This is a genomic window from Staphylococcus cohnii species complex 1663 (assembly GCF_041008415.1).
Classification (GTDB): domain Bacteria; phylum Bacillota; class Bacilli; order Staphylococcales; family Staphylococcaceae; genus Staphylococcus; species Staphylococcus ureilyticus.
In genome coordinates this window covers 256,492-273,895 of the sequence record NZ_JBFDVL010000005.1, presented here as the reverse complement: position 1 = coordinate 273,895, position 17,404 = coordinate 256,492, and the positions used below count along the sequence as shown (strand labels likewise).

Here is a 17,404-nt window from a genome sequence, read left to right as displayed (position 1 = left end):
TTCTGTGAAAGAGGGTAATATTTTTACAGTACAAGATTTTACCAAGGAGTGAATATCATGAGTTTTAAAAATAAAATAACTAATAATGTAACACAGAAAGTCGGAAATAAAGTTTTAAATATTGAAGATATAAAAAATAAAAGCGATATACCAACGACTAACATAGAATTAGATGAACGTCGTCAACGCGCTCAAGCTATAGTGAGAAAAAAATCAATGTTATCTTCAAGTGTTAGTATTGTACCAATACCAGGCCTTGACTTTGGTGTCGATATCAAGCTAATGAGAGATATTATAGAAGACGTTAATAAAATCTATGGTTTAGATCACAAACAAGTAAATTCAATGAGAGAAGATGTAAAAGAACGTATTTTTACAGCTGCTGCAATACAGGGGAGTCAATTTATAGGTAGAAAAGTATCTAATGCCATATTAAAAGTCGTTATTAGAGATGTTGCAAAACGTATGGCTGCTAAACAAACAAAATGGTTCCCACTTGTAGGGCAAGCTATTTCGGCTTCAATCAGTTATTACTTTATGAAAAAAATCGGTGATGATCATATTGAAAAATGTGAAAAGGTTGTTAAATCTTTAATGTAATGGTGGAGCGTTTTCATAAAAAGTAACAATATTCATTGAATATTGTCATATCATGGGTGCAACGAATTGAATTTATATGTATAATTTGGTAATGTTATTATATAAAACTATGCTAGGTTTTATAATAAACTAACGATTCTAACTATACGAAGGAGACATCATATTATGGAACAAAAATCATATGTAATTATTGACGAAACAGGTATTCATGCACGTCCAGCTACAATGCTTGTTCAAACTGCATCAAAATTTGATTCAGATATTCAATTAGAATATAACGGTAAAAAAGTTAACTTGAAATCAATCATGGGTGTTATGAGTTTAGGTGTAGGTAAAGATGCTGAAATTACAATCTATGCTGATGGTAGCGATGAAACAGATGCAATGGAAGCGATTACTGATATCTTATCTAAAGAAGGATTAACTAAATAATATGTCTAATTATATTAATGGCATTGCTGCTTCAGATGGTGTAGCAATTGCTAAAGCATATTTATTAGTTGAACCTGATCTTTCATACGATAGTGAGAAGATTCGAGATGTCGACGCAGAAATTGCTAAGTTTCAAAATGCTATTGAAACATCTAAAGTTGAATTAACAAAAATTAGAAATAATGCTGAAAAAAATCTTGGTGCTGATAAAGCCGCTATTTTTGATGCACATTTACTAGTCTTAGATGATCCAGAGTTAATTCAACCGATTGAAGATAAAATAAAAAATGAACAAGTTAACGCACCAACTGCGCTTTCTGATGTAACTGGACAATTCATTACTATTTTTGAAGCGATGGATAATGAATACATGAAAGAGCGCGCTGCAGATATTCGTGATGTGTCAAAACGCGTTTTAGCACATATATTGGGTGTGGAATTACCAAATCCTAGTATGATTGATGAAAGCGTTGTTATTATAGGTAATGATTTAACACCTTCTGATACTGCTCAATTAAACAAGGAATTTGTACAAGGTTTTGTTACAAATATTGGAGGTAGAACTTCTCACTCAGCAATTATGAGTCGCTCACTTGAAATTGCTGCAGTAGTAGGAACGAAATCAATCACGCAAGAAGTTAAACAAGGTGATATGATTATTGTTGATGGTTTAACTGGCGAAGTGATTATTGATCCTACAGAAGACGAAGTCATTGCATATCAAAACAAGCGTGAACGTTTCTTTGAAGATAAAAAGGAACTTCAAAAATTACGCGATGAAGAAACAACAACTGTTGATGGTGCTCATGCTGAACTCGCTGCTAATATCGGTACACCAAATGATTTGAAAGGTGTAATTGAAAATGGCGCTGAAGGTGTCGGATTATATCGTACTGAATTTTTATATATGGGTAGAGACGAAATGCCGACTGAAGATGAACAATTTGAAGCTTATAAAAAAGTACTTGAAACAATGGAAGATAAACGCGTTGTTGTTCGTACTTTAGATATTGGTGGAGATAAGGAACTCCCATATTTAAATTTACCAGAAGAAATGAATCCATTCTTAGGATACCGTGCGATTCGTTTATGTTTAGATCAACCTGACATTTTCAGACCGCAATTGCGTGCTTTATTACGTGCGTCAGCTTATGGGAAATTAAATATTATGTTCCCAATGGTAGCGACAATTAAAGAATTCCGTGATGCGAAAGCATTGTTATTAGAGGAAAAAGAAAATTTAACAAATGAAGGTATTGAAGTATCTGATGATATAGAAGTTGGTATCATGGTAGAAATTCCTTCAACTGCAGCATTAGCAGATGTTTTTGCTAAAGAAGTAGATTTCTTCAGCATCGGAACGAATGATTTAATTCAATATACAATGGCCGCAGATCGTATGTCAGAGCGAGTATCTTACTTGTATCAACCATACAATCCAGCAATTTTACGTTTAGTACAACAAGTGATTGATGCTTCTCATAAAGAAGGCAAATGGACTGGAATGTGTGGAGAAATGGCCGGAGATGAAATTGCTATTCCATTACTATTGGGCCTAGGATTAGATGAATTCTCTATGAGTGCTACATCAATTCTTAAAGCACGTCGTCAAATTAAAGGATTAAGTAAAAATGAGATGGAAGAGTTAGCGCAAAAAGCGATTAACTGTGCTACTTCTGAAGAAGTACAAGATTTAGTAAGTAATTATACGAAATAAAAAAAGCTGGTAATTCATTATATAATGGATTACCAGTTTTTTAGTTATATTGCGATTTATTTTAATACTAAGCAGATATACATATAACAGTGGATAAGGAGCATCTATCTACTTGCTCATTTTGTTTAATATAGCTGAAATTAGGTTATGGTTAGTTAAAACAACTAAAGTGATAAATTGCTTTATTAGCCTAGTTGATTTAGGTTATTTTATAGAGTTGTAAAATTTAATGCGTTGTTTCAATATTTAAAACGTGGTTAATTTTATCCATATCAACTTGGTACATTGGTTCACCATTCAATAATATAAAGGGTGTTGCAAATGCATCATAATCAATCATTTCATTTCGATATTGCTGATTAGCAATGTTTTTTTCTATATATTTAAAACCTTTATCAGTTAAATAGTTTTTTATAAAGGTGCAAGGAGGACAATCATTTTGTGTGTAAATGATGATATCAGTCATTCAGCATCAATCCTTTCTACAAAGTCATTTTCTTTAATAGTAAGTGACTTTTAATTATAATTCAAGCTATAAAATTACATGTAATTGGTCATTAATTTGTCACTTAATTCTGAGTTTAACTAATTTTAAAACATAGCCATTGGGTTTATAATGAATGGACGTTGTGATTTTTGTCACAAATAAATTAAAAAGGTGATATTATGGATTCAGTTGAATTAGCTCGTTTTCTAACTGCAATGACACTTGCAGTGCATATCATATTTGCAACAATAGGTGTAGGTGTACCATTGATGTTTGCAGTTGCTGAGTTTTTAGGGATTAAAAAGAATGATCCCCATTATATAACGTTAGCCAAAAGATGGTCTAAAGGTTATACGATTACTGTGGCAGTGGGGGTTGTAACAGGTACGATTATAGGTTTACAACTGTCATTACTATGGCCAACATTTATGCAAATGGGTGGTCATGTGATTGCATTACCATTATTTATGGAAACATTTGCATTTTTCTTTGAAGCGATTTTCTTAAGTATATACTTATATACATGGGATAGATTTAAGGGTAAATGGACGCATTTTTTAATTAGTATACCAGTGATTATTGGAGGTTCTTTCTCTGCCTTCTTTATTACAGCGGTTAATTCATTTATGAATACACCGGCTGGTTTTGAAATTAAAAATGGTAAAATGATAAATGTTGAACCTTGGGTAGCAATGTTTAACGACTCATTTTTAATAAGATCTTTTCACGTTGTAACGACTGCTTTTATGACGATGGCTTTTGTACTAGCTGCCATTGCTGCATTCAAATTAGTGAAAAATAAGTTTAAAAAAGATGCAGAATATCATAAAAAAGCTTTAAAATTAACAATGATACTTGGCGTTGTCTTTACGTTAGGTTCTATGTTGGCAGGAGATTTATCTGCAAAATTTTTACATCAAGAACAACCAGAAAAATTAGCTGCGTATGAATGGCATTTTGATACGGAATCCAATGCTGATTTAGTGCTTTTTGGTTCTTTAAATGAAGAAACACAAGAAGTAACTGGTGCAATTAAAATTCCGAGTCTACTTAGCTTCTTGGCTGATAATAATGTTAATACTAAGGTGAAAGGCTTGGATGAATTTCCAAAAGAACTACATCCACCGATGATTGTCCATTATTATTTCGACTTAATGGTGTCGATGGGCGTGTTCTGTTTAATTGTTTCAGCTGCTTTTGTACTAACATTATGCTTTAAAAAATTACGGAAATTCACTTATTCCAAACCAATGCTATATGGCGCTTTATTAACTGGACCTGCAGCGATGTTGGCAATAGAATTTGGTTGGTTCTTAACGGAACAAGGTCGTCAACCTTGGATTGTGCGTGGTTATCTAAAAGTGGCTGAAGCTGCCACTCAAGCAGGTGGTTTAACGTTCGTAACAATATTATTTGGTATATTATATTTAATATTGATTGTTACTTCTTCTTATGTACTAATAAGGATGTTTAAAAATAAACCAGCATATAAAGAATTTGAAGTAACTTCATCGGAAAGAGGTGATGCATGATGATATTCGCATATATAGGTATCACAGTACTATGGATATTCTTATTTTGTTATATTATTGTTGCATCAATTGATTTTGGTGCTGGTTTCTTTACGTTACATGCTAAATTGACAAAACAAGATAAAAAAATAAACCATTTGATTGCACGTTACCTTAATCCAGTTTGGGAAGTTACGAATGTTTTCTTCGTATTCTTCTTTGTAGGAATGGTAGGGTTTTTCCCAGATTCCGCGATGTATTTTGGCACAGTATTGCTCTTACCAGCATCAATTGCGTTGATATTGTTGTCCATAAGAGGTGGCTTTTATGCTTTTGAAAACTATGGACCAGACACAAAGCTACCATGGCTTGCACTTTATGGTTTAGCAGGATTATTCATACCAGCTGCATTAGCCACTACATTAACGATTTCTGAGGGTGGTTATATTACCGGTTCAAGCAACCATTTAGATTTAAATTGGTTTGAATTATTGTTAAGTCCATATTCATGGTCAGTTGTATTTCTTGCAATCATATCTGTACTTTATATTTCATCTGGATTTTTAACTTATTATGCTTCTAAAGCGAATGATAAACCAGCTTATGATTTATTAAGATACTGGTTCTTATTTTGGGGACCACCAATGATCGCTATTTCATTATTTGTATTCTTATCGTTAAGATTGCAAAATGAAACGCATTTCTATACAGCGGTATTTGATTATTGGTGGATGTTTGCACTCAGCTTTTTATGTTTTGCTGGTACAATGTTACTCACATTGATGAAAAAATGGCATGGTTTTGCATTTGTCTTAGTTATTTTACAAATGGCTTTTGCGTTCTTCGGTTATGGTGTAAGTAAGTTACCATACATTTTATATCCATATATTCGTATAGATGAACATGTTGTGAATAGTGGCATGGCTATTGCTTTAATCATCGCATTTATTTTAGGTTTACTTTTACTAATTCCATCGCTAATATTATTATTGAAATTATTTGTTTTTGATAAAAAATATGTTGAAGGTAAAAAATAGACGAATATACTTAAATATAGTAGCGATGTTTATTGTTTAAGCTACGGATATTTGATATATTTCAATTATCTTATTTTTGGAGGACGCATATGGATAAAGAATATGTGGTTATAGGTTTAGGTCGTTTTGGCGGTAGTATTGTTAGAGAATTAAATGCTTTAGATATGGATGTTATGGCGATTGATATGGATGAAGCGCGTGTGAATGAATATAGTGATATTGCCACACATGCGGTAATTGCTGACACAACTGACGAAGCTGTGATGAAAAGTTTAGGCATTAGAAATTTTGATCACGTAATTGTTGCAATTGGTGAAAATATTCAATCGAGTACGTTAACGACTTTAATTTTAAAAGAGTTAGGTGTTAAGAAAGTAACGGCAAAAGCTCAAAATGATTATCATGCAAAAATTTTAAATAAAATTGGTGCAGATACCGTTGTTCATCCTGAAAGAGATATGGGTAGGAGAATTGCACATAATGTAGCTAGTGCTAGTGTTTTAGATTATTTAGAACTAGCAGATGAACACTCAATAGTAGAAATTAAAGTTAGTGAAAAAATGGCAGGACAAACCATTATAGAATTAGATATTAGAGCGCAATATGGTATAAGTATTATTGCCATTAAAAGAGGTAGAGACATTATCGTATCTCCAGACCCAAACATAAATATTGAAATTGGGGATATTTTAATTATGATTGGTCATGATAATGACTTAAACCGATTTGAAAAAAAGATAGTAAGATAAAAATTAATATATGAACTAACGTAGAAGAGGTGGAACAGAACAGTGAGTGATGTCCCACACTCTTCTTTTTTGTGTAAAGTGTATTCTTTAAGGGATTTTGATATTTGTGAATAGACAAGTTATACGAAGGTTCAAACTTAACTTTTAATTAATGTACTCAGTCAAAATAGCAAGTGTTTAATATAAAAATGCCTCATCCATTACAAATGGATGAGGCATTGAGTTTGATTATGATTTGGTTGATTGGTCCGTTTGGTTACCATCATTTTTTTGTTTTTGTTTTGCTTTCTGAGCGATGTTTTTATTATCTTTGTTGTTAGTATCTTTTGTATTTTTGTTTTGAGATTTACTATTGTGTTTTTTTGAATTGTCTTTTTTCTGATTTGGTTTATTTTGTGTTTTTTTATTTTGAGAAGATGTATTATCTTCATTTACCTTCATGATCACTGGTAAAATCATTGGTTTACGTGCAGTTTTTTCAAATAAATACGGCTGTAGTGTTTCAATGATTGATGATTTAATTTGATGCCATTGTATTTCTGGATTTTGATTCAGTTTAGAAATAACATCTGTTTTGATTTTTCTTTGGGCATCATAAATTAATTGACCAGATTCACGCATATAAACAAAACCACGAGAAATGATGTCAGGACCAGATAGTAATTTGTTCGTTTTAAAGTCTATACTAACAACGACGATGACTAGGCCTTCTTCTGACAATAGTTTTCTATCTCGGATAACTACGTTTCCGATATCTCCAATACCGCTACCATCCACTAAAACATTGCCAGATGGTATTCTTCCAGCTTTTCTAGCTGAATTATGTGTTAAAGCTAAAACATCACCGATGTCAAAGATAAACACGTTGTCTGGTTCCACACCACATTCAATTCCTGATTGGCCATGTGCTTTTAACATGCGATATTCACCATGAATTGGGAGGAAGAATTTTGGACGTAACAAGCGTAACATTAATTGTTGATCGCCTTTAGATCCGTGACCAGATGTGTGAATATTTGATACCTTATTGTGTATGACTTCAGCACCTGCTCGGTATAATGCATTTATAGTGCGGTTAATACTTTTAGTATTACCTGGAATAGGTGAAGAACTAAATACTACAGTGTCTTCTGGAATAATTTTAATTTGTTTGTGTGTACCATTAGCAATTCTTGATAGAGCCGCCATTGGTTCACCTTGAGACCCAGTACATAAAATTAGTAATTCATGTTTAGGCACACTATTAATTTTATTTGGTTCTATAAAAGTTTCAGGTGGTGCTTTAATATAACCGAGTTCCATACCAATTTTAATATTGTTTTCCATTGAGCGACCAAAAGTTACAATTTTACGATTGTGTTTAATTGCAGCTTCAACAGCTTGTTGAACACGATAGATATTAGATGCAAAAGTAGCAAAGATGATTCTACCGCTACAATTACGGAATATCTTTTCAACATTTTGGCCAACTTCACGCTCACTCAATGTAAAGTCAGGAACTAATGAATTGGTAGAGTCTGAAAGTAAACAAAGGACACCTTCTTCTCCAAGTTTTGCCATCTTCGCAATATTTGCTGGTTCACCAACTGGTGTAAAGTCAAATTTGAAATCACCAGTATGAACAATATTGCCTTCTGGTGTATTAACGATAACACCATATGATTCTGGGATACTATGTGTTGTTAAATAGAATGAAACTTCGAAATGTTTAGATTTAATAACAGAGCTTTCTTCGATTTCAACAAGTTCTGTTGTTCTTAACAAGTGATGTTCTTCTAATTTATTTCTGATTAAACCTAAAGCTAATGGTCCACCATATATAGGCACGTTTATTTGTTTTAATAGGTAGGGCACACCACCTATATGGTCTTCGTGGCCGTGTGTTATGAACAGACCAACTATTTTGTCTTGATTCTGTTCTAAATAAGTAATGTCAGGAATCACGTAATCAATTCCTAATAAATTATCATCAGGGAATTTGATACCTGCATCTATAATTACGATTTCATCCTGATATTCTACGGCATAAGTGTTTTTTCCGATTTCACCTAAGCCACCAAGGGCATATACCGCAACTTCATTTTTATGAATTTGTTTCATTACTCAGCTTGCTCCACATTAAAATGATCTGATTGTTTTTCATATTTTAAATGTGCGCCCTCAAGTTTAGTAATAAACTCGATATTGTAATTACGGTCTTTCAAATATCTTCTTACTTGTTCTTCTGATTGAGCTTCAACATAAATTGTTTGTGTGTGTTCTCTTACGACTACTTCATCTTTGTTATGTTGAAAAAATACTTTAAATACTGCCATTATATCTATTTCCTCCTAAGTTTTGGTTAGATTATTTTTATAAACCCTGAAATGTATAATATTTTGTGAGTTTCTCAATTTTAAATAAAATAAATTTCACTAAAAGTGAATTGAAACTACGTTTTATATAAAGAGAACATACGAGCAGTTGCCCAGTATGTTTCTAGGGTCATTTTAAATTCGTTCGTATAGAAAAATACAAATAGAACATATTCGTATGTTTTCAGTTATTTCTCATTTTACATGATGTAGTAGAATAAATAAAGCAGTTTTATTTTCTGCTAAAGCTTAATATGTAGAAAAAAGTGATTCACTTTATAAAAGGTATTTAACTAAGTAAATTTAGGCTACATATATTCAAATATTAAATGAATCATCATATAGCTTGAGTCAATAATAAAAATTAATTATGATTAAAAGGAAATATAATAATTAATAATTTAAAATAGAAAGTAATAGTAGAAAGTAATAAAGACGAGATGAGGATGATTGATATGGATAAAGTGAAGCGTATTGTTGAAGATATTAAAAGTGAGAAACAACGAACTGACAAGGTCTTTCAAGATATTACATTTGAAATACGTGCGGAACAAGTTATCATGTTTTTCAATTATAATGAAATCATTGACACTGTAAATGAAGATCAAAATTATGTGAAACACAATCATGACCCTGTATTTATTGATATTCAAGAATTAAATGCTTTGAAAAAAGAGTTACAAGAGCTCAATATTATATACCATGAAAGAAGAGACGACTTTATGTAAAAAGAACTGTTAGTAAGCGTACGCGATTGGCACGTTTACTAACAGTTCTTTTTTTATACTTCTACTGCATCTTCATGAGGTTGCAATGGATGTTCTGAATCTATGTGATCATAAAACATGATGCCATTAATATGATCTATTTCATGTTGAACTACAACGGCTGGATAACCCTTTAAACGTAATTTGACATCGTTACCATCTATATCTTTTGCTTTAACAGTAACTCTATATTTACGGTGTACTAGGCCTGGTATATTTTCGTCTACGCTTAAGCACCCTTCACCAGTAGGTAGATAAGCTTCTTGAATGCTATGACTCATAATTTTAGGATTCACTAACATCAAGTCATAACTTTTACCTTCGCCATCATCCGGTAAATAAACCGCAATCATTTTTTTAGAAATATTAATCTGTGGCGCTGCAAGTCCGACACCAGAACGAAGACCATATTTATTAGCAGTTTCTTCATCTTGACTATTTATTAAAAATGTTCTCATAGCTTTTAATGTTTCTCTATCTTCATTTGATAATGGAACCTCGACATCTTTAGCTTTTTCGCGTAGCGTAGGATGTCCATCTCGAATTATATCTTTCATTGTTAACATTTGTTCATACACCTTCCTTAATATAAAATATACCAAAGATTACCAAATAAAATACAGTAATTCATTTGATTTATTAAAATTTATTATATAATATAGCACACGAAAAAGGAGGATTTTTCAAAATGAAATTTAAATATGGTATTGGTGCCATACTAGCTTCCACAGTACTTATAGCTGGATGTACAACGGATAAAGGTGAGATTAAAGATTACAATGAAAAGATACAACAAGCATTTGATGAAGAAAAGCCTGTTTCTTCAGTAGGCAAAAAACTTAACGAACTAGAGCAAGAAAAACAAAAACTTGTGAAAAAAATCAATGGTAAAGACCAACAAGAAGCAAAACAAACTTCTGAAAAAATTGTAGATAATGTTGAGAAAAGAAAAAAAGAATTTAAAAAAGAAGAAAATGCTTTAGAAAATTCAGAAGAAGCGTTTAAAAAAGCTCAAAAACATTTAGATAATATTAGTGACAAAGATAAGAAAAAAGAAGTGAAAGAGTTAAATGATGCTTTGAAAGATAAATATAAGGCACATGATAACTATGCAAATTCATATAAAAATATTATGAATAAAGAAAAAGATTTATTTGAATATGGCTCACGTGATCAAGCTAATCAAGAAGAAATGAATAAAAAAACAGAAGCTGTATCCAAATCATATAAAACTATGGACAAATCATTTAATAAATACAAAGACGCAATAGAAAAAGTAAATAAAGAAAAACAAGATGTTGATAATTTAAATTAACATGAAAATGCTATTAATTTGAAATTTAATGTAAATAACTATAGCATTATAAATGAGGGCGCTTACATTCATTTGAACATTGACGCTTTGAAACTTGAGAATAATATAGTACAGCAAGTTTGAAATTAGTGATACAGTTTTAAAACTGTACCTATTTACTGTATTACAGAACTTTTCATATTTGTTTAACAGTGAAACAGTTTTGTGATACAATGTTAAAGGATAAAATGAATTTCTATTATACGGGAAAGGTATGGTGAATTGAATGGCTCCGAAATTAAAAGCCCAATTCGATGCAGAGAAAGTATTGAAAGATACTGAATCTCAATTTGAAATGATCCAAATTTTGGATGAAGACGGTAATATCGTTAATGAAGATCTAGTACCTGATTTATCAGACGAGCAATTAGTAGAATTAATGGAAAGAATGGTTTGGACACGTATTCTTGATCAACGTTCTATTTCTTTAAATAGACAAGGGAGATTAGGATTCTATGCGCCTACTGCTGGACAAGAAGCTTCACAATTAGCTTCACAATACGCATTAGAACAAGAAGACTTCATTCTTCCTGGTTATCGTGACGTACCACAATTAATTTGGCAAGGTTTGCCATTAACTGAAGCGTTTTTATTCTCTAGAGGCCACTTCAAAGGAAATAGAATGCCTGAGGGTGTTAACGCGCTAAGCCCACAAATTATTATCGGTGCACAATATGTACAAACTGCTGGTGTTGCACTTGGACTTAAAAAACGTGGGAAACAAGCTGTAGCAATCACATATACTGGTGATGGTGGTTCTTCACAAGGTGATTTCTATGAAGGTATTAACTTCGCTTCAGCTTACAAAGCGCCAGCAATTTTTGTGATTCAAAATAATAACTATGCGATTTCTACGCCACGTAGTAAACAAACAGCTGCTGAAACATTAGCTCAAAAAGCGATTTCAGTAGGTATTCCTGGCATACAAGTAGATGGAATGGATGCACTTGCAGTATATCAAGCAACTAAAGAAGCGCGTGATCGTGCTGTGAACGGTGAGGGTCCAACACTTATTGAAACAATTACTTATCGTTATGGTCCACATACAATGGCTGGTGACGATCCAACGAAATACAGAACTTCAGACGAAGATTCTGAATGGGAGAAAAAAGATCCGTTAGTTCGTTTTAGAAAACATCTAGAAAATAAAGGTCTATGGACTGAAGAGAAAGAAAACGAAGTAATCGATCGTGCGAAAGCTGAAATTAAAACTGCTATTAAAGAAGCGGATAATACAGAAAAACAAACAGTTACAGACTTAATGGAAAATATGTATGAAGAAATGCCTCAACATTTAGCAGAACAATATGAAATCTACAAAGAGAAGGAGTCGAAGTAACCGATGGCACAAATGACAATGGTTCAAGCGATTAACAATGCGCTTAAAACCGAATTACAAAATGATGAAAATGTCTTACTTTTCGGTGAAGACGTCGGTGTTAACGGTGGTGTATTCCGTGTAACTGAAGGATTACAAAAAGAATTCGGTGAAGACCGTGTATTTGATACACCTCTAGCTGAATCTGGAATTGGTGGCTTAGCTTTAGGTTTAACTACACAAGGCTACCGTCCAGTAATGGAAATCCAATTCTTAGGATTCGTATTTGAAGTATTTGACTCTGTTGCAGGTCAAATTGCACGTACACGTTTCCGTTCTGGTAACTCAAAACAAGCACCAGTAACAATTCGTGCTCCATTTGGCGGTGGTGTCCATACTCCAGAACTACACGCAGATAATTTAGAAGGTATCTTAGCGCAATCACCAGGATTGAATGTAGTTATTCCATCAAGCCCTTATGACGCAAAAGGATTATTAATTTCTGCAATTAGAAGTAATGACCCAGTTGTATATTTAGAGCACATGAAATTGTATCGTTCTTTCCGTGAAGAAGTTCCAGAAGAGGAGTATACAATTGAAATTGGTAAAGCAAGTGTCAAACAAGAAGGTAATGACATTACTTTAATTGCTTACGGTGCCATGGTACAAGAATCATTAAAAGCTGCTGAAGAGTTAGAAAAAGATGGTCATTCAGTGGAAGTGATTGATTTACGTACGGTACAACCAATCGACTTAGAAACGTTAGTTGCTTCAGTAGAAAAAACTGGACGTGCAGTTGTAGTTCAAGAAGCACAACGCCAAGCTGGTGTTGGAGCAACAGTTGCTTCAGAATTAGCTGAACGTGCAATCCTATCATTAGAAGCACCAATTGCTCGTGTAGCTGCTGCTGATACCGTTTATCCGTTTACTCAAGCAGAAAATGTTTGGTTACCAAACAAAAACGATATCATTGAAAAAGCAAAAGCAACATTAGAATTTTAATAAATATTAATAAGTTTGGGATAGCTTTTGAAATGTTATCCCAGCTTCAATTATTAATAATAAAACAGCATGAGATTGCGAATCATAAGTTCCGTTCTCATTTTCTAATTTTTGACTAAATATGAATTTTTAGGAGGATAATAACGTGGCATTTGAATTTAAATTACCCGATATTGGTGAAGGTATCCACGAAGGTGAAATTGTAAAATGGTTTGTTAAAGCTGGAGATAATATCGAAGAAGATGATGTTTTAGCTGAAGTACAAAATGACAAATCTGTAGTAGAAATCCCATCACCTGTGTCAGGTACAGTAGAGGAAGTACTCGTAGATGAGGGTACAGTAGCTGTTGTCGGCGATACAATTGTTAAAATTGACGCACCTGATGCAGAAGATATGGAATTTAAAGGTAGCGATAGCAGTGAATCTGCAGAAGAAACAGAAGCAGAACCTGCTAAAGAAGAAAGTTCTGAAGCAGCTGCGACACAATCATCAGCTGATGCAGATGTAGATGAAAACAAACGTGTTAAAGCAATGCCTTCAGTACGTAAATATGCACGTGAAAATGGTGTGAACATTAAAGCTGTTGTAGCTTCAGGTAAAAATGGACGTACAACGAAAGAAGACATTGATGCATACTTAAATGGAGATGCAAGTGCAGCTTCAACTGAGAGCGCACCTGAAACTGCAGAAGAAACTTCTGCGAGCGCAGCACAATCAGCGCCAGTTTCTAGTGAAGGAGAATTCCCAGAAACAACAGAAAAAATTCCTGCTATGCGTAAAGCAATTGCAAAAGCAATGGTGAATTCTAAACACACTGCACCTCACGTTACTTTAATGGATGAAATCGATGTTCAAGAACTATGGGATCACCGTAAAAAATTCAAAGAAGTAGCAGCTGAGCAAGGTACTAAATTAACATTCTTACCTTACGTTGTGAAAGCACTCGTTTCTGCGCTTAAAAAATATCCAGCGCTTAACACAGAATTTAATGAAGAAGCTGGCGAAATTGTACACAAACATTATTGGAATATTGGTATCGCAGCAGATACAGACAGAGGTTTATTAGTCCCTGTTGTAAAACATGCTGATCGTAAATCTATGTTCCAAATTTCAGATGAGATTAATGAATTAGCTGTAAAAGCACGCGATGGTAAATTAACTTCAGATGAAATGAAAGGTGCTACTTGTACTATTAGTAATATTGGATCAGCAGGTGGACAATGGTTTACACCAGTGATAAATCATCCAGAAGTAGCTATCTTAGGTATTGGTCGTATTGCCCAAAAACCTATCGTTAAAGATGGTGAAATTGTAGCTGCGCCAGTATTATCATTATCATTAAGCTTTGACCATAGACAAATCGATGGTGCTACTGGACAAAATGCAATGAACCATATCAAGCGTTTATTAAATAATCCAGAATTATTATTAATGGAGGGGTAAAACATGGTAGTTGGAGATTTCCCAATTGAAACAGATACTATTGTAATCGGAGCAGGACCTGGAGGATATGTTGCAGCAATTCGTGCAGCACAATTAGGTCAAAAAGTAACAATCGTTGAAAAAGGCGAATTAGGCGGTGTATGTCTTAACGTTGGATGTATTCCATCAAAAGCATTATTACACGCATCTCACCGTTATGATGAAACTAAAAACTCTGAAAATTTAGGTGTTATTGCTGAAAGTGTTTCACTTAAATTTGACAAAGTTCAAGAATTCAAACAGTCAGTAGTTAAGAAATTAACAGGTGGCGTTGAAGGATTATTAAAAGGTAATAAAGTAGAGATTGTTAAAGGTGAAGCTTATTTCGTAGATAACAACAGTTTACGTGTTATGGATGAGAAGAGCGCTCAAACTTATAACTTTAAACATGCAATTATTGCAACTGGTTCTAGACCAATTGAAATTCCTAATTTCGAATTTGGCAATCGCGTTATTGATTCAACTGGTGCTTTAAATTTACAAGAAGTTCCTGGTAAATTAGTAGTAGTTGGTGGCGGTTATATCGGTTCAGAACTAGGTACTGCTTTTGCTAACTTTGGTTCAGAAGTTACTATTTTAGAAGGTGCTAAAGATATCTTAGGTGGCTTCGAAAAACAAATGACACAACCTGTTAAAAAAGGTATGAAAGAAAAAGGCGTTGAAATTGTTACTGAAGCAATGGCTAAATCTGCTGAAGAAACAGACAACGGTGTTAAAGTAACTTACGAAGTTAAAGGTGAAGAACAAACGATTGATGCTGATTATGTATTAGTTACTGTAGGTCGTCGTCCAAACACTGATGAATTAGGCTTAGAAGAATTAGGTCTTAAATTCGCAGATCGTGGATTATTAGAAGTAGACAAACAAAGCCGTACTTCTATCGACAACATTTTCGCAATTGGTGATATCGTTCCTGGGCTACCGTTAGCTCATAAAGCGAGCTATGAAGCGAAAGTAGCTGCTGAGGTTATTTCTGGAGAAGCATCAGAAGTGGATTACATTGGTATGCCAGCTGTATGTTTCACTGAACCAGAATTAGCACAAGTAGGTTACACTGAAGCCCAAGCAAAAGAAGAAGGATTAGAAGTTACAGCTTCTAAATTCCCTTATGCAGCTAACGGTCGTGCATTATCATTAGATGACACAACTGGATTTGTTAAATTGTTAACACTTAAAGAAGATAATACACTTGTTGGTGCGCAAGTAGTTGGTACTGGGGCTTCTGATATTATCTCTGAATTAGGTTTAGCAATTGAATCTGGTATGAATGCTGAAGATTTAGCATTAACTGTACATGCTCACCCAACTTTAGGTGAAATGTCTATGGAAGCTGCTGAAAAAGCATTAGGATTACCAATTCATACAATGTAATAATTTATAAGCACAAATTGTTATGCTTTAGAAGTTTTTACTTAAGTGATTAGGAAGTATGCACAGGGACACTGTTCTCGCACTTTCAAGTCAATGTTCAAACATTTAAAGGCGATAACAAATATATAGGGCGGGAATAAGAAATCAATTTAATATATTGGTTTCTGTCCCGCTCTTTTTTTACTTTTTTAAAATTTTGATAACTACTTGTTAACAAAAGGGAGTGTAATGATATGGAATATTCATATCCTATTGATCTTGAATGGACAAATGAAGAAATGATGCAAGTGGTAGCTTTTTTTAATGCCATTGAGCAATACTACGAATCAAAAGTTGAGGGCAAGCTTTTGTTAGAACGCTACAGTCAATTTAAAAAAGTAGTTCCAGGTAAAGCTCAAGAAAAGCAAATATTTAAAGAATTTGAGAAGCAAAGTGGCTATAATAGCTACAAAGCTGTAAAATCAGTCAAAGAGGCTTCTAACCAAAAATATTTTAGCTCAGAATAAATTTAACTATTGTCATATTAGCCATATTTTGATACTTTTATTAAGCACTAAACATAATGTTTGATAAAAGTAAACAAAATATGGTTTTTTGTGTAGAGCATGCTAACGTTGTGATTAACAATTAAGCTTTAAATGTGTAAAAGTAGAAGTTATAAAATAAGGTGACAAAATGAAGATAGGGAAAAAATTAAAAAATCTAAGAAATATTAAACAACTTACTCAAAGTGAGTTAGCAGAACGTACAGATTTATCTAAAGGATATGTCTCGCAAATAGAAAGTGAACACGCTTCACCAAGTATGGAAACTTTTTTTAATATTTTAGAAGTGTTAGGTACGACCCCTCGTGAATTTTTTAATGATTCAGCAAATACTAAGGTGTTATATAAGAAAAATGAGCAAATTCACTATGATGAATCTGATAGAGGATATTTATTGAATTGGCCAATTACACAATCAAATAATTTCGAAATGGAACCTTTAATACTTACTTTAAGACCCAATGCATCTTATAAAAGTTTTGATCCTTCAGATTCCGACACATTCATATATTGTTTACAAGGTGAGATTTCGCTTTTATTAGGGAGTGATTATTATCACGCTGAAGAAGGGGACGCGTTATATTTTAAAGCAAACCAAATACATAGGTTAAAGAACCTTACGTCACAAGATGTGAAAGTGATGGTTGTTGCAACAGCATCATATTTATAGGAGGACA

At 33.2% G+C, this 17,404-nt stretch carries 18 protein-coding genes; 14 read left to right on the top strand and 4 right to left on the bottom strand.

The features are described 5' to 3' along the window. Positions 1-57 precede the first annotated feature (57 nt). From AB1J10_RS08360 to ptsP, 3 genes are all read left to right on the top strand, one after another. A complete protein-coding gene (locus tag AB1J10_RS08360) occupies positions 58-600 on the top strand; it encodes a DUF697 domain-containing protein (RefSeq protein ID WP_046207883.1) in 543 nt (180 codons plus the stop codon). 165 nt (positions 601-765) lie between these two features. Continuing rightward, positions 766-1,032: a phosphocarrier protein HPr gene (locus tag AB1J10_RS08355; protein WP_019467646.1), complete on the top strand. Its 267-nt coding sequence runs from the start codon at positions 766-768 to the stop codon at positions 1,030-1,032. A gap of 1 nt (position 1,033) precedes the next feature. After that, on the top strand, positions 1,034-2,749 hold the full coding sequence (ptsP, locus tag AB1J10_RS08350) for a phosphoenolpyruvate--protein phosphotransferase (protein WP_070038019.1): 1,716 nt from the start codon (positions 1,034-1,036) through the stop codon (positions 2,747-2,749). 226 nt (positions 2,750-2,975) lie between these two features. On the opposite strand, the gene AB1J10_RS08345 is transcribed toward ptsP, so the two are convergent. Continuing rightward, the gene (locus AB1J10_RS08345) at positions 2,976-3,215 is read right to left on the bottom strand and encodes a glutaredoxin family protein (protein ID WP_070038015.1); all 240 of its coding nucleotides are present in this window, start codon (positions 3,213-3,215) and stop codon (positions 2,976-2,978) included. Positions 3,216-3,415: 200 nt separating this feature from the next. Between AB1J10_RS08345 and AB1J10_RS08340 the strand changes: the two genes are divergently transcribed. The 3 genes from AB1J10_RS08340 (at position 3,416) to AB1J10_RS08330 (ending at position 6,533) form a co-directional block, all read left to right on the top strand. Beyond that, entirely contained in the window at positions 3,416-4,768 is a 1,353-nt protein-coding gene (locus tag AB1J10_RS08340) for a cytochrome ubiquinol oxidase subunit I (RefSeq protein ID WP_064209106.1), read from the top strand. Then, positions 4,768-5,784 carry a cytochrome d ubiquinol oxidase subunit II gene (locus AB1J10_RS08335; protein WP_070038289.1) on the top strand — a complete coding sequence of 339 codons (1,017 nt, stop codon included), beginning with the start codon at positions 4,768-4,770 and terminating at the stop codon, positions 5,782-5,784. Before AB1J10_RS08340 ends, AB1J10_RS08335 begins: the two co-directional genes overlap by 1 nt. An 89-nt stretch (positions 5,785-5,873) precedes the next feature. Beyond that, positions 5,874-6,533 (top strand): potassium channel family protein, encoded by a 660-nt coding sequence (locus tag AB1J10_RS08330; protein ID WP_369003094.1) that lies wholly within the window; start codon positions 5,874-5,876, stop codon positions 6,531-6,533. A gap of 228 nt (positions 6,534-6,761) precedes the next feature. On the opposite strand, the gene rnjA is transcribed toward AB1J10_RS08330, so the two are convergent. Both rnjA and AB1J10_RS08320 read right to left on the bottom strand, forming a co-directional pair. Continuing rightward, positions 6,762-8,633: a ribonuclease J1 gene (rnjA, locus tag AB1J10_RS08325; protein WP_064209105.1), complete on the bottom strand. Its 1,872-nt coding sequence runs from the start codon at positions 8,631-8,633 to the stop codon at positions 6,762-6,764. Then, the gene (locus AB1J10_RS08320) at positions 8,633-8,848 is read right to left on the bottom strand and encodes a DNA-dependent RNA polymerase subunit epsilon (protein ID WP_070038009.1); all 216 of its coding nucleotides are present in this window, start codon (positions 8,846-8,848) and stop codon (positions 8,633-8,635) included. Before AB1J10_RS08320 ends, rnjA begins: the two co-directional genes overlap by 1 nt. A 494-nt stretch (positions 8,849-9,342) precedes the next feature. Between AB1J10_RS08320 and AB1J10_RS08315 the strand changes: the two genes are divergently transcribed. Next, positions 9,343-9,615 carry a hypothetical protein gene (locus tag AB1J10_RS08315; protein WP_064209104.1) on the top strand — a complete coding sequence of 91 codons (273 nt, stop codon included), beginning with the start codon at positions 9,343-9,345 and terminating at the stop codon, positions 9,613-9,615. Between the two features lie 53 nt (positions 9,616-9,668). On the opposite strand, the gene def is transcribed toward AB1J10_RS08315, so the two are convergent. Continuing rightward, a complete protein-coding gene (def, locus tag AB1J10_RS08310) occupies positions 9,669-10,220 on the bottom strand; it encodes a peptide deformylase (RefSeq protein WP_046207876.1) in 552 nt (183 codons plus the stop codon). 122 nt (positions 10,221-10,342) lie between these two features. Between def and AB1J10_RS08305 the strand changes: the two genes are divergently transcribed. The 7 genes from AB1J10_RS08305 to AB1J10_RS08275 all read left to right on the top strand — a co-directional run bounded on the left by AB1J10_RS08305 (position 10,343) and on the right by AB1J10_RS08275 (position 17,397). Further along, positions 10,343-10,969 carry a YkyA family protein gene (locus AB1J10_RS08305; protein WP_070038007.1) on the top strand — a complete coding sequence of 209 codons (627 nt, stop codon included), beginning with the start codon at positions 10,343-10,345 and terminating at the stop codon, positions 10,967-10,969. A 265-nt stretch (positions 10,970-11,234) separates the two neighbouring features. After that, positions 11,235-12,347 (top strand): pyruvate dehydrogenase (acetyl-transferring) E1 component subunit alpha, encoded by a 1,113-nt coding sequence (pdhA, locus tag AB1J10_RS08300; RefSeq protein ID WP_046207874.1) that lies wholly within the window; start codon positions 11,235-11,237, stop codon positions 12,345-12,347. Between the two features lie 3 nt (positions 12,348-12,350). Continuing rightward, on the top strand, positions 12,351-13,328 hold the full coding sequence (locus AB1J10_RS08295) for an alpha-ketoacid dehydrogenase subunit beta (protein ID WP_046207873.1): 978 nt from the start codon (positions 12,351-12,353) through the stop codon (positions 13,326-13,328). 145 nt (positions 13,329-13,473) lie between these two features. Further along, a complete protein-coding gene (locus AB1J10_RS08290) occupies positions 13,474-14,772 on the top strand; it encodes a dihydrolipoamide acetyltransferase family protein (RefSeq protein ID WP_064209103.1) in 1,299 nt (432 codons plus the stop codon). Between the two features lie 3 nt (positions 14,773-14,775). Further along, positions 14,776-16,182: a dihydrolipoyl dehydrogenase gene (gene lpdA / locus AB1J10_RS08285; protein WP_046207871.1), complete on the top strand. Its 1,407-nt coding sequence runs from the start codon at positions 14,776-14,778 to the stop codon at positions 16,180-16,182. Between the two features lie 233 nt (positions 16,183-16,415). Continuing rightward, positions 16,416-16,688, top strand: coding sequence for a UPF0223 family protein (locus AB1J10_RS08280; protein WP_046207870.1), 273 nt, complete (start codon positions 16,416-16,418; stop codon positions 16,686-16,688). Positions 16,689-16,857: 169 nt separating this feature from the next. Continuing rightward, positions 16,858-17,397 (top strand): helix-turn-helix domain-containing protein, encoded by a 540-nt coding sequence (locus AB1J10_RS08275; RefSeq protein WP_070038004.1) that lies wholly within the window; start codon positions 16,858-16,860, stop codon positions 17,395-17,397. Positions 17,398-17,404 lie beyond the last annotated feature (7 nt).

Coding starts and splice junctions, on each gene's coding strand:
- AB1J10_RS08360 (WP_046207883.1), top strand. CDS start 58: ATGAGTTTTAAAAATAAAATAACTAATAATGTAACACAGAAAGTCGGA.
- rnjA (WP_064209105.1), bottom strand. CDS start 8,633: ATGAAACAAATTCATAAAAATGAAGTTGCGGTATATGCCCTTGGTGGC.
- ptsP (WP_070038019.1), top strand. CDS start 1,034: ATGTCTAATTATATTAATGGCATTGCTGCTTCAGATGGTGTAGCAATT.
- AB1J10_RS08305 (WP_070038007.1), top strand. CDS start 10,343: ATGAAATTTAAATATGGTATTGGTGCCATACTAGCTTCCACAGTACTT.
- AB1J10_RS08315 (WP_064209104.1), top strand. CDS start 9,343: ATGGATAAAGTGAAGCGTATTGTTGAAGATATTAAAAGTGAGAAACAA.
- pdhA (WP_046207874.1), top strand. CDS start 11,235: ATGGCTCCGAAATTAAAAGCCCAATTCGATGCAGAGAAAGTATTGAAA.
- AB1J10_RS08330 (WP_369003094.1), top strand. CDS start 5,874: ATGGATAAAGAATATGTGGTTATAGGTTTAGGTCGTTTTGGCGGTAGT.
- AB1J10_RS08295 (WP_046207873.1), top strand. CDS start 12,351: ATGGCACAAATGACAATGGTTCAAGCGATTAACAATGCGCTTAAAACC.
- AB1J10_RS08355 (WP_019467646.1), top strand. CDS start 766: ATGGAACAAAAATCATATGTAATTATTGACGAAACAGGTATTCATGCA.
- AB1J10_RS08335 (WP_070038289.1), top strand. CDS start 4,768: ATGATATTCGCATATATAGGTATCACAGTACTATGGATATTCTTATTT.
- AB1J10_RS08345 (WP_070038015.1), bottom strand. CDS start 3,215: ATGACTGATATCATCATTTACACACAAAATGATTGTCCTCCTTGCACC.
- AB1J10_RS08340 (WP_064209106.1), top strand. CDS start 3,416: ATGGATTCAGTTGAATTAGCTCGTTTTCTAACTGCAATGACACTTGCA.
- AB1J10_RS08275 (WP_070038004.1), top strand. CDS start 16,858: ATGAAGATAGGGAAAAAATTAAAAAATCTAAGAAATATTAAACAACTT.
- AB1J10_RS08320 (WP_070038009.1), bottom strand. CDS start 8,848: ATGGCAGTATTTAAAGTATTTTTTCAACATAACAAAGATGAAGTAGTC.
- AB1J10_RS08280 (WP_046207870.1), top strand. CDS start 16,416: ATGGAATATTCATATCCTATTGATCTTGAATGGACAAATGAAGAAATG.
- def (WP_046207876.1), bottom strand. CDS start 10,220: ATGTTAACAATGAAAGATATAATTCGAGATGGACATCCTACGCTACGC.
- lpdA (WP_046207871.1), top strand. CDS start 14,776: ATGGTAGTTGGAGATTTCCCAATTGAAACAGATACTATTGTAATCGGA.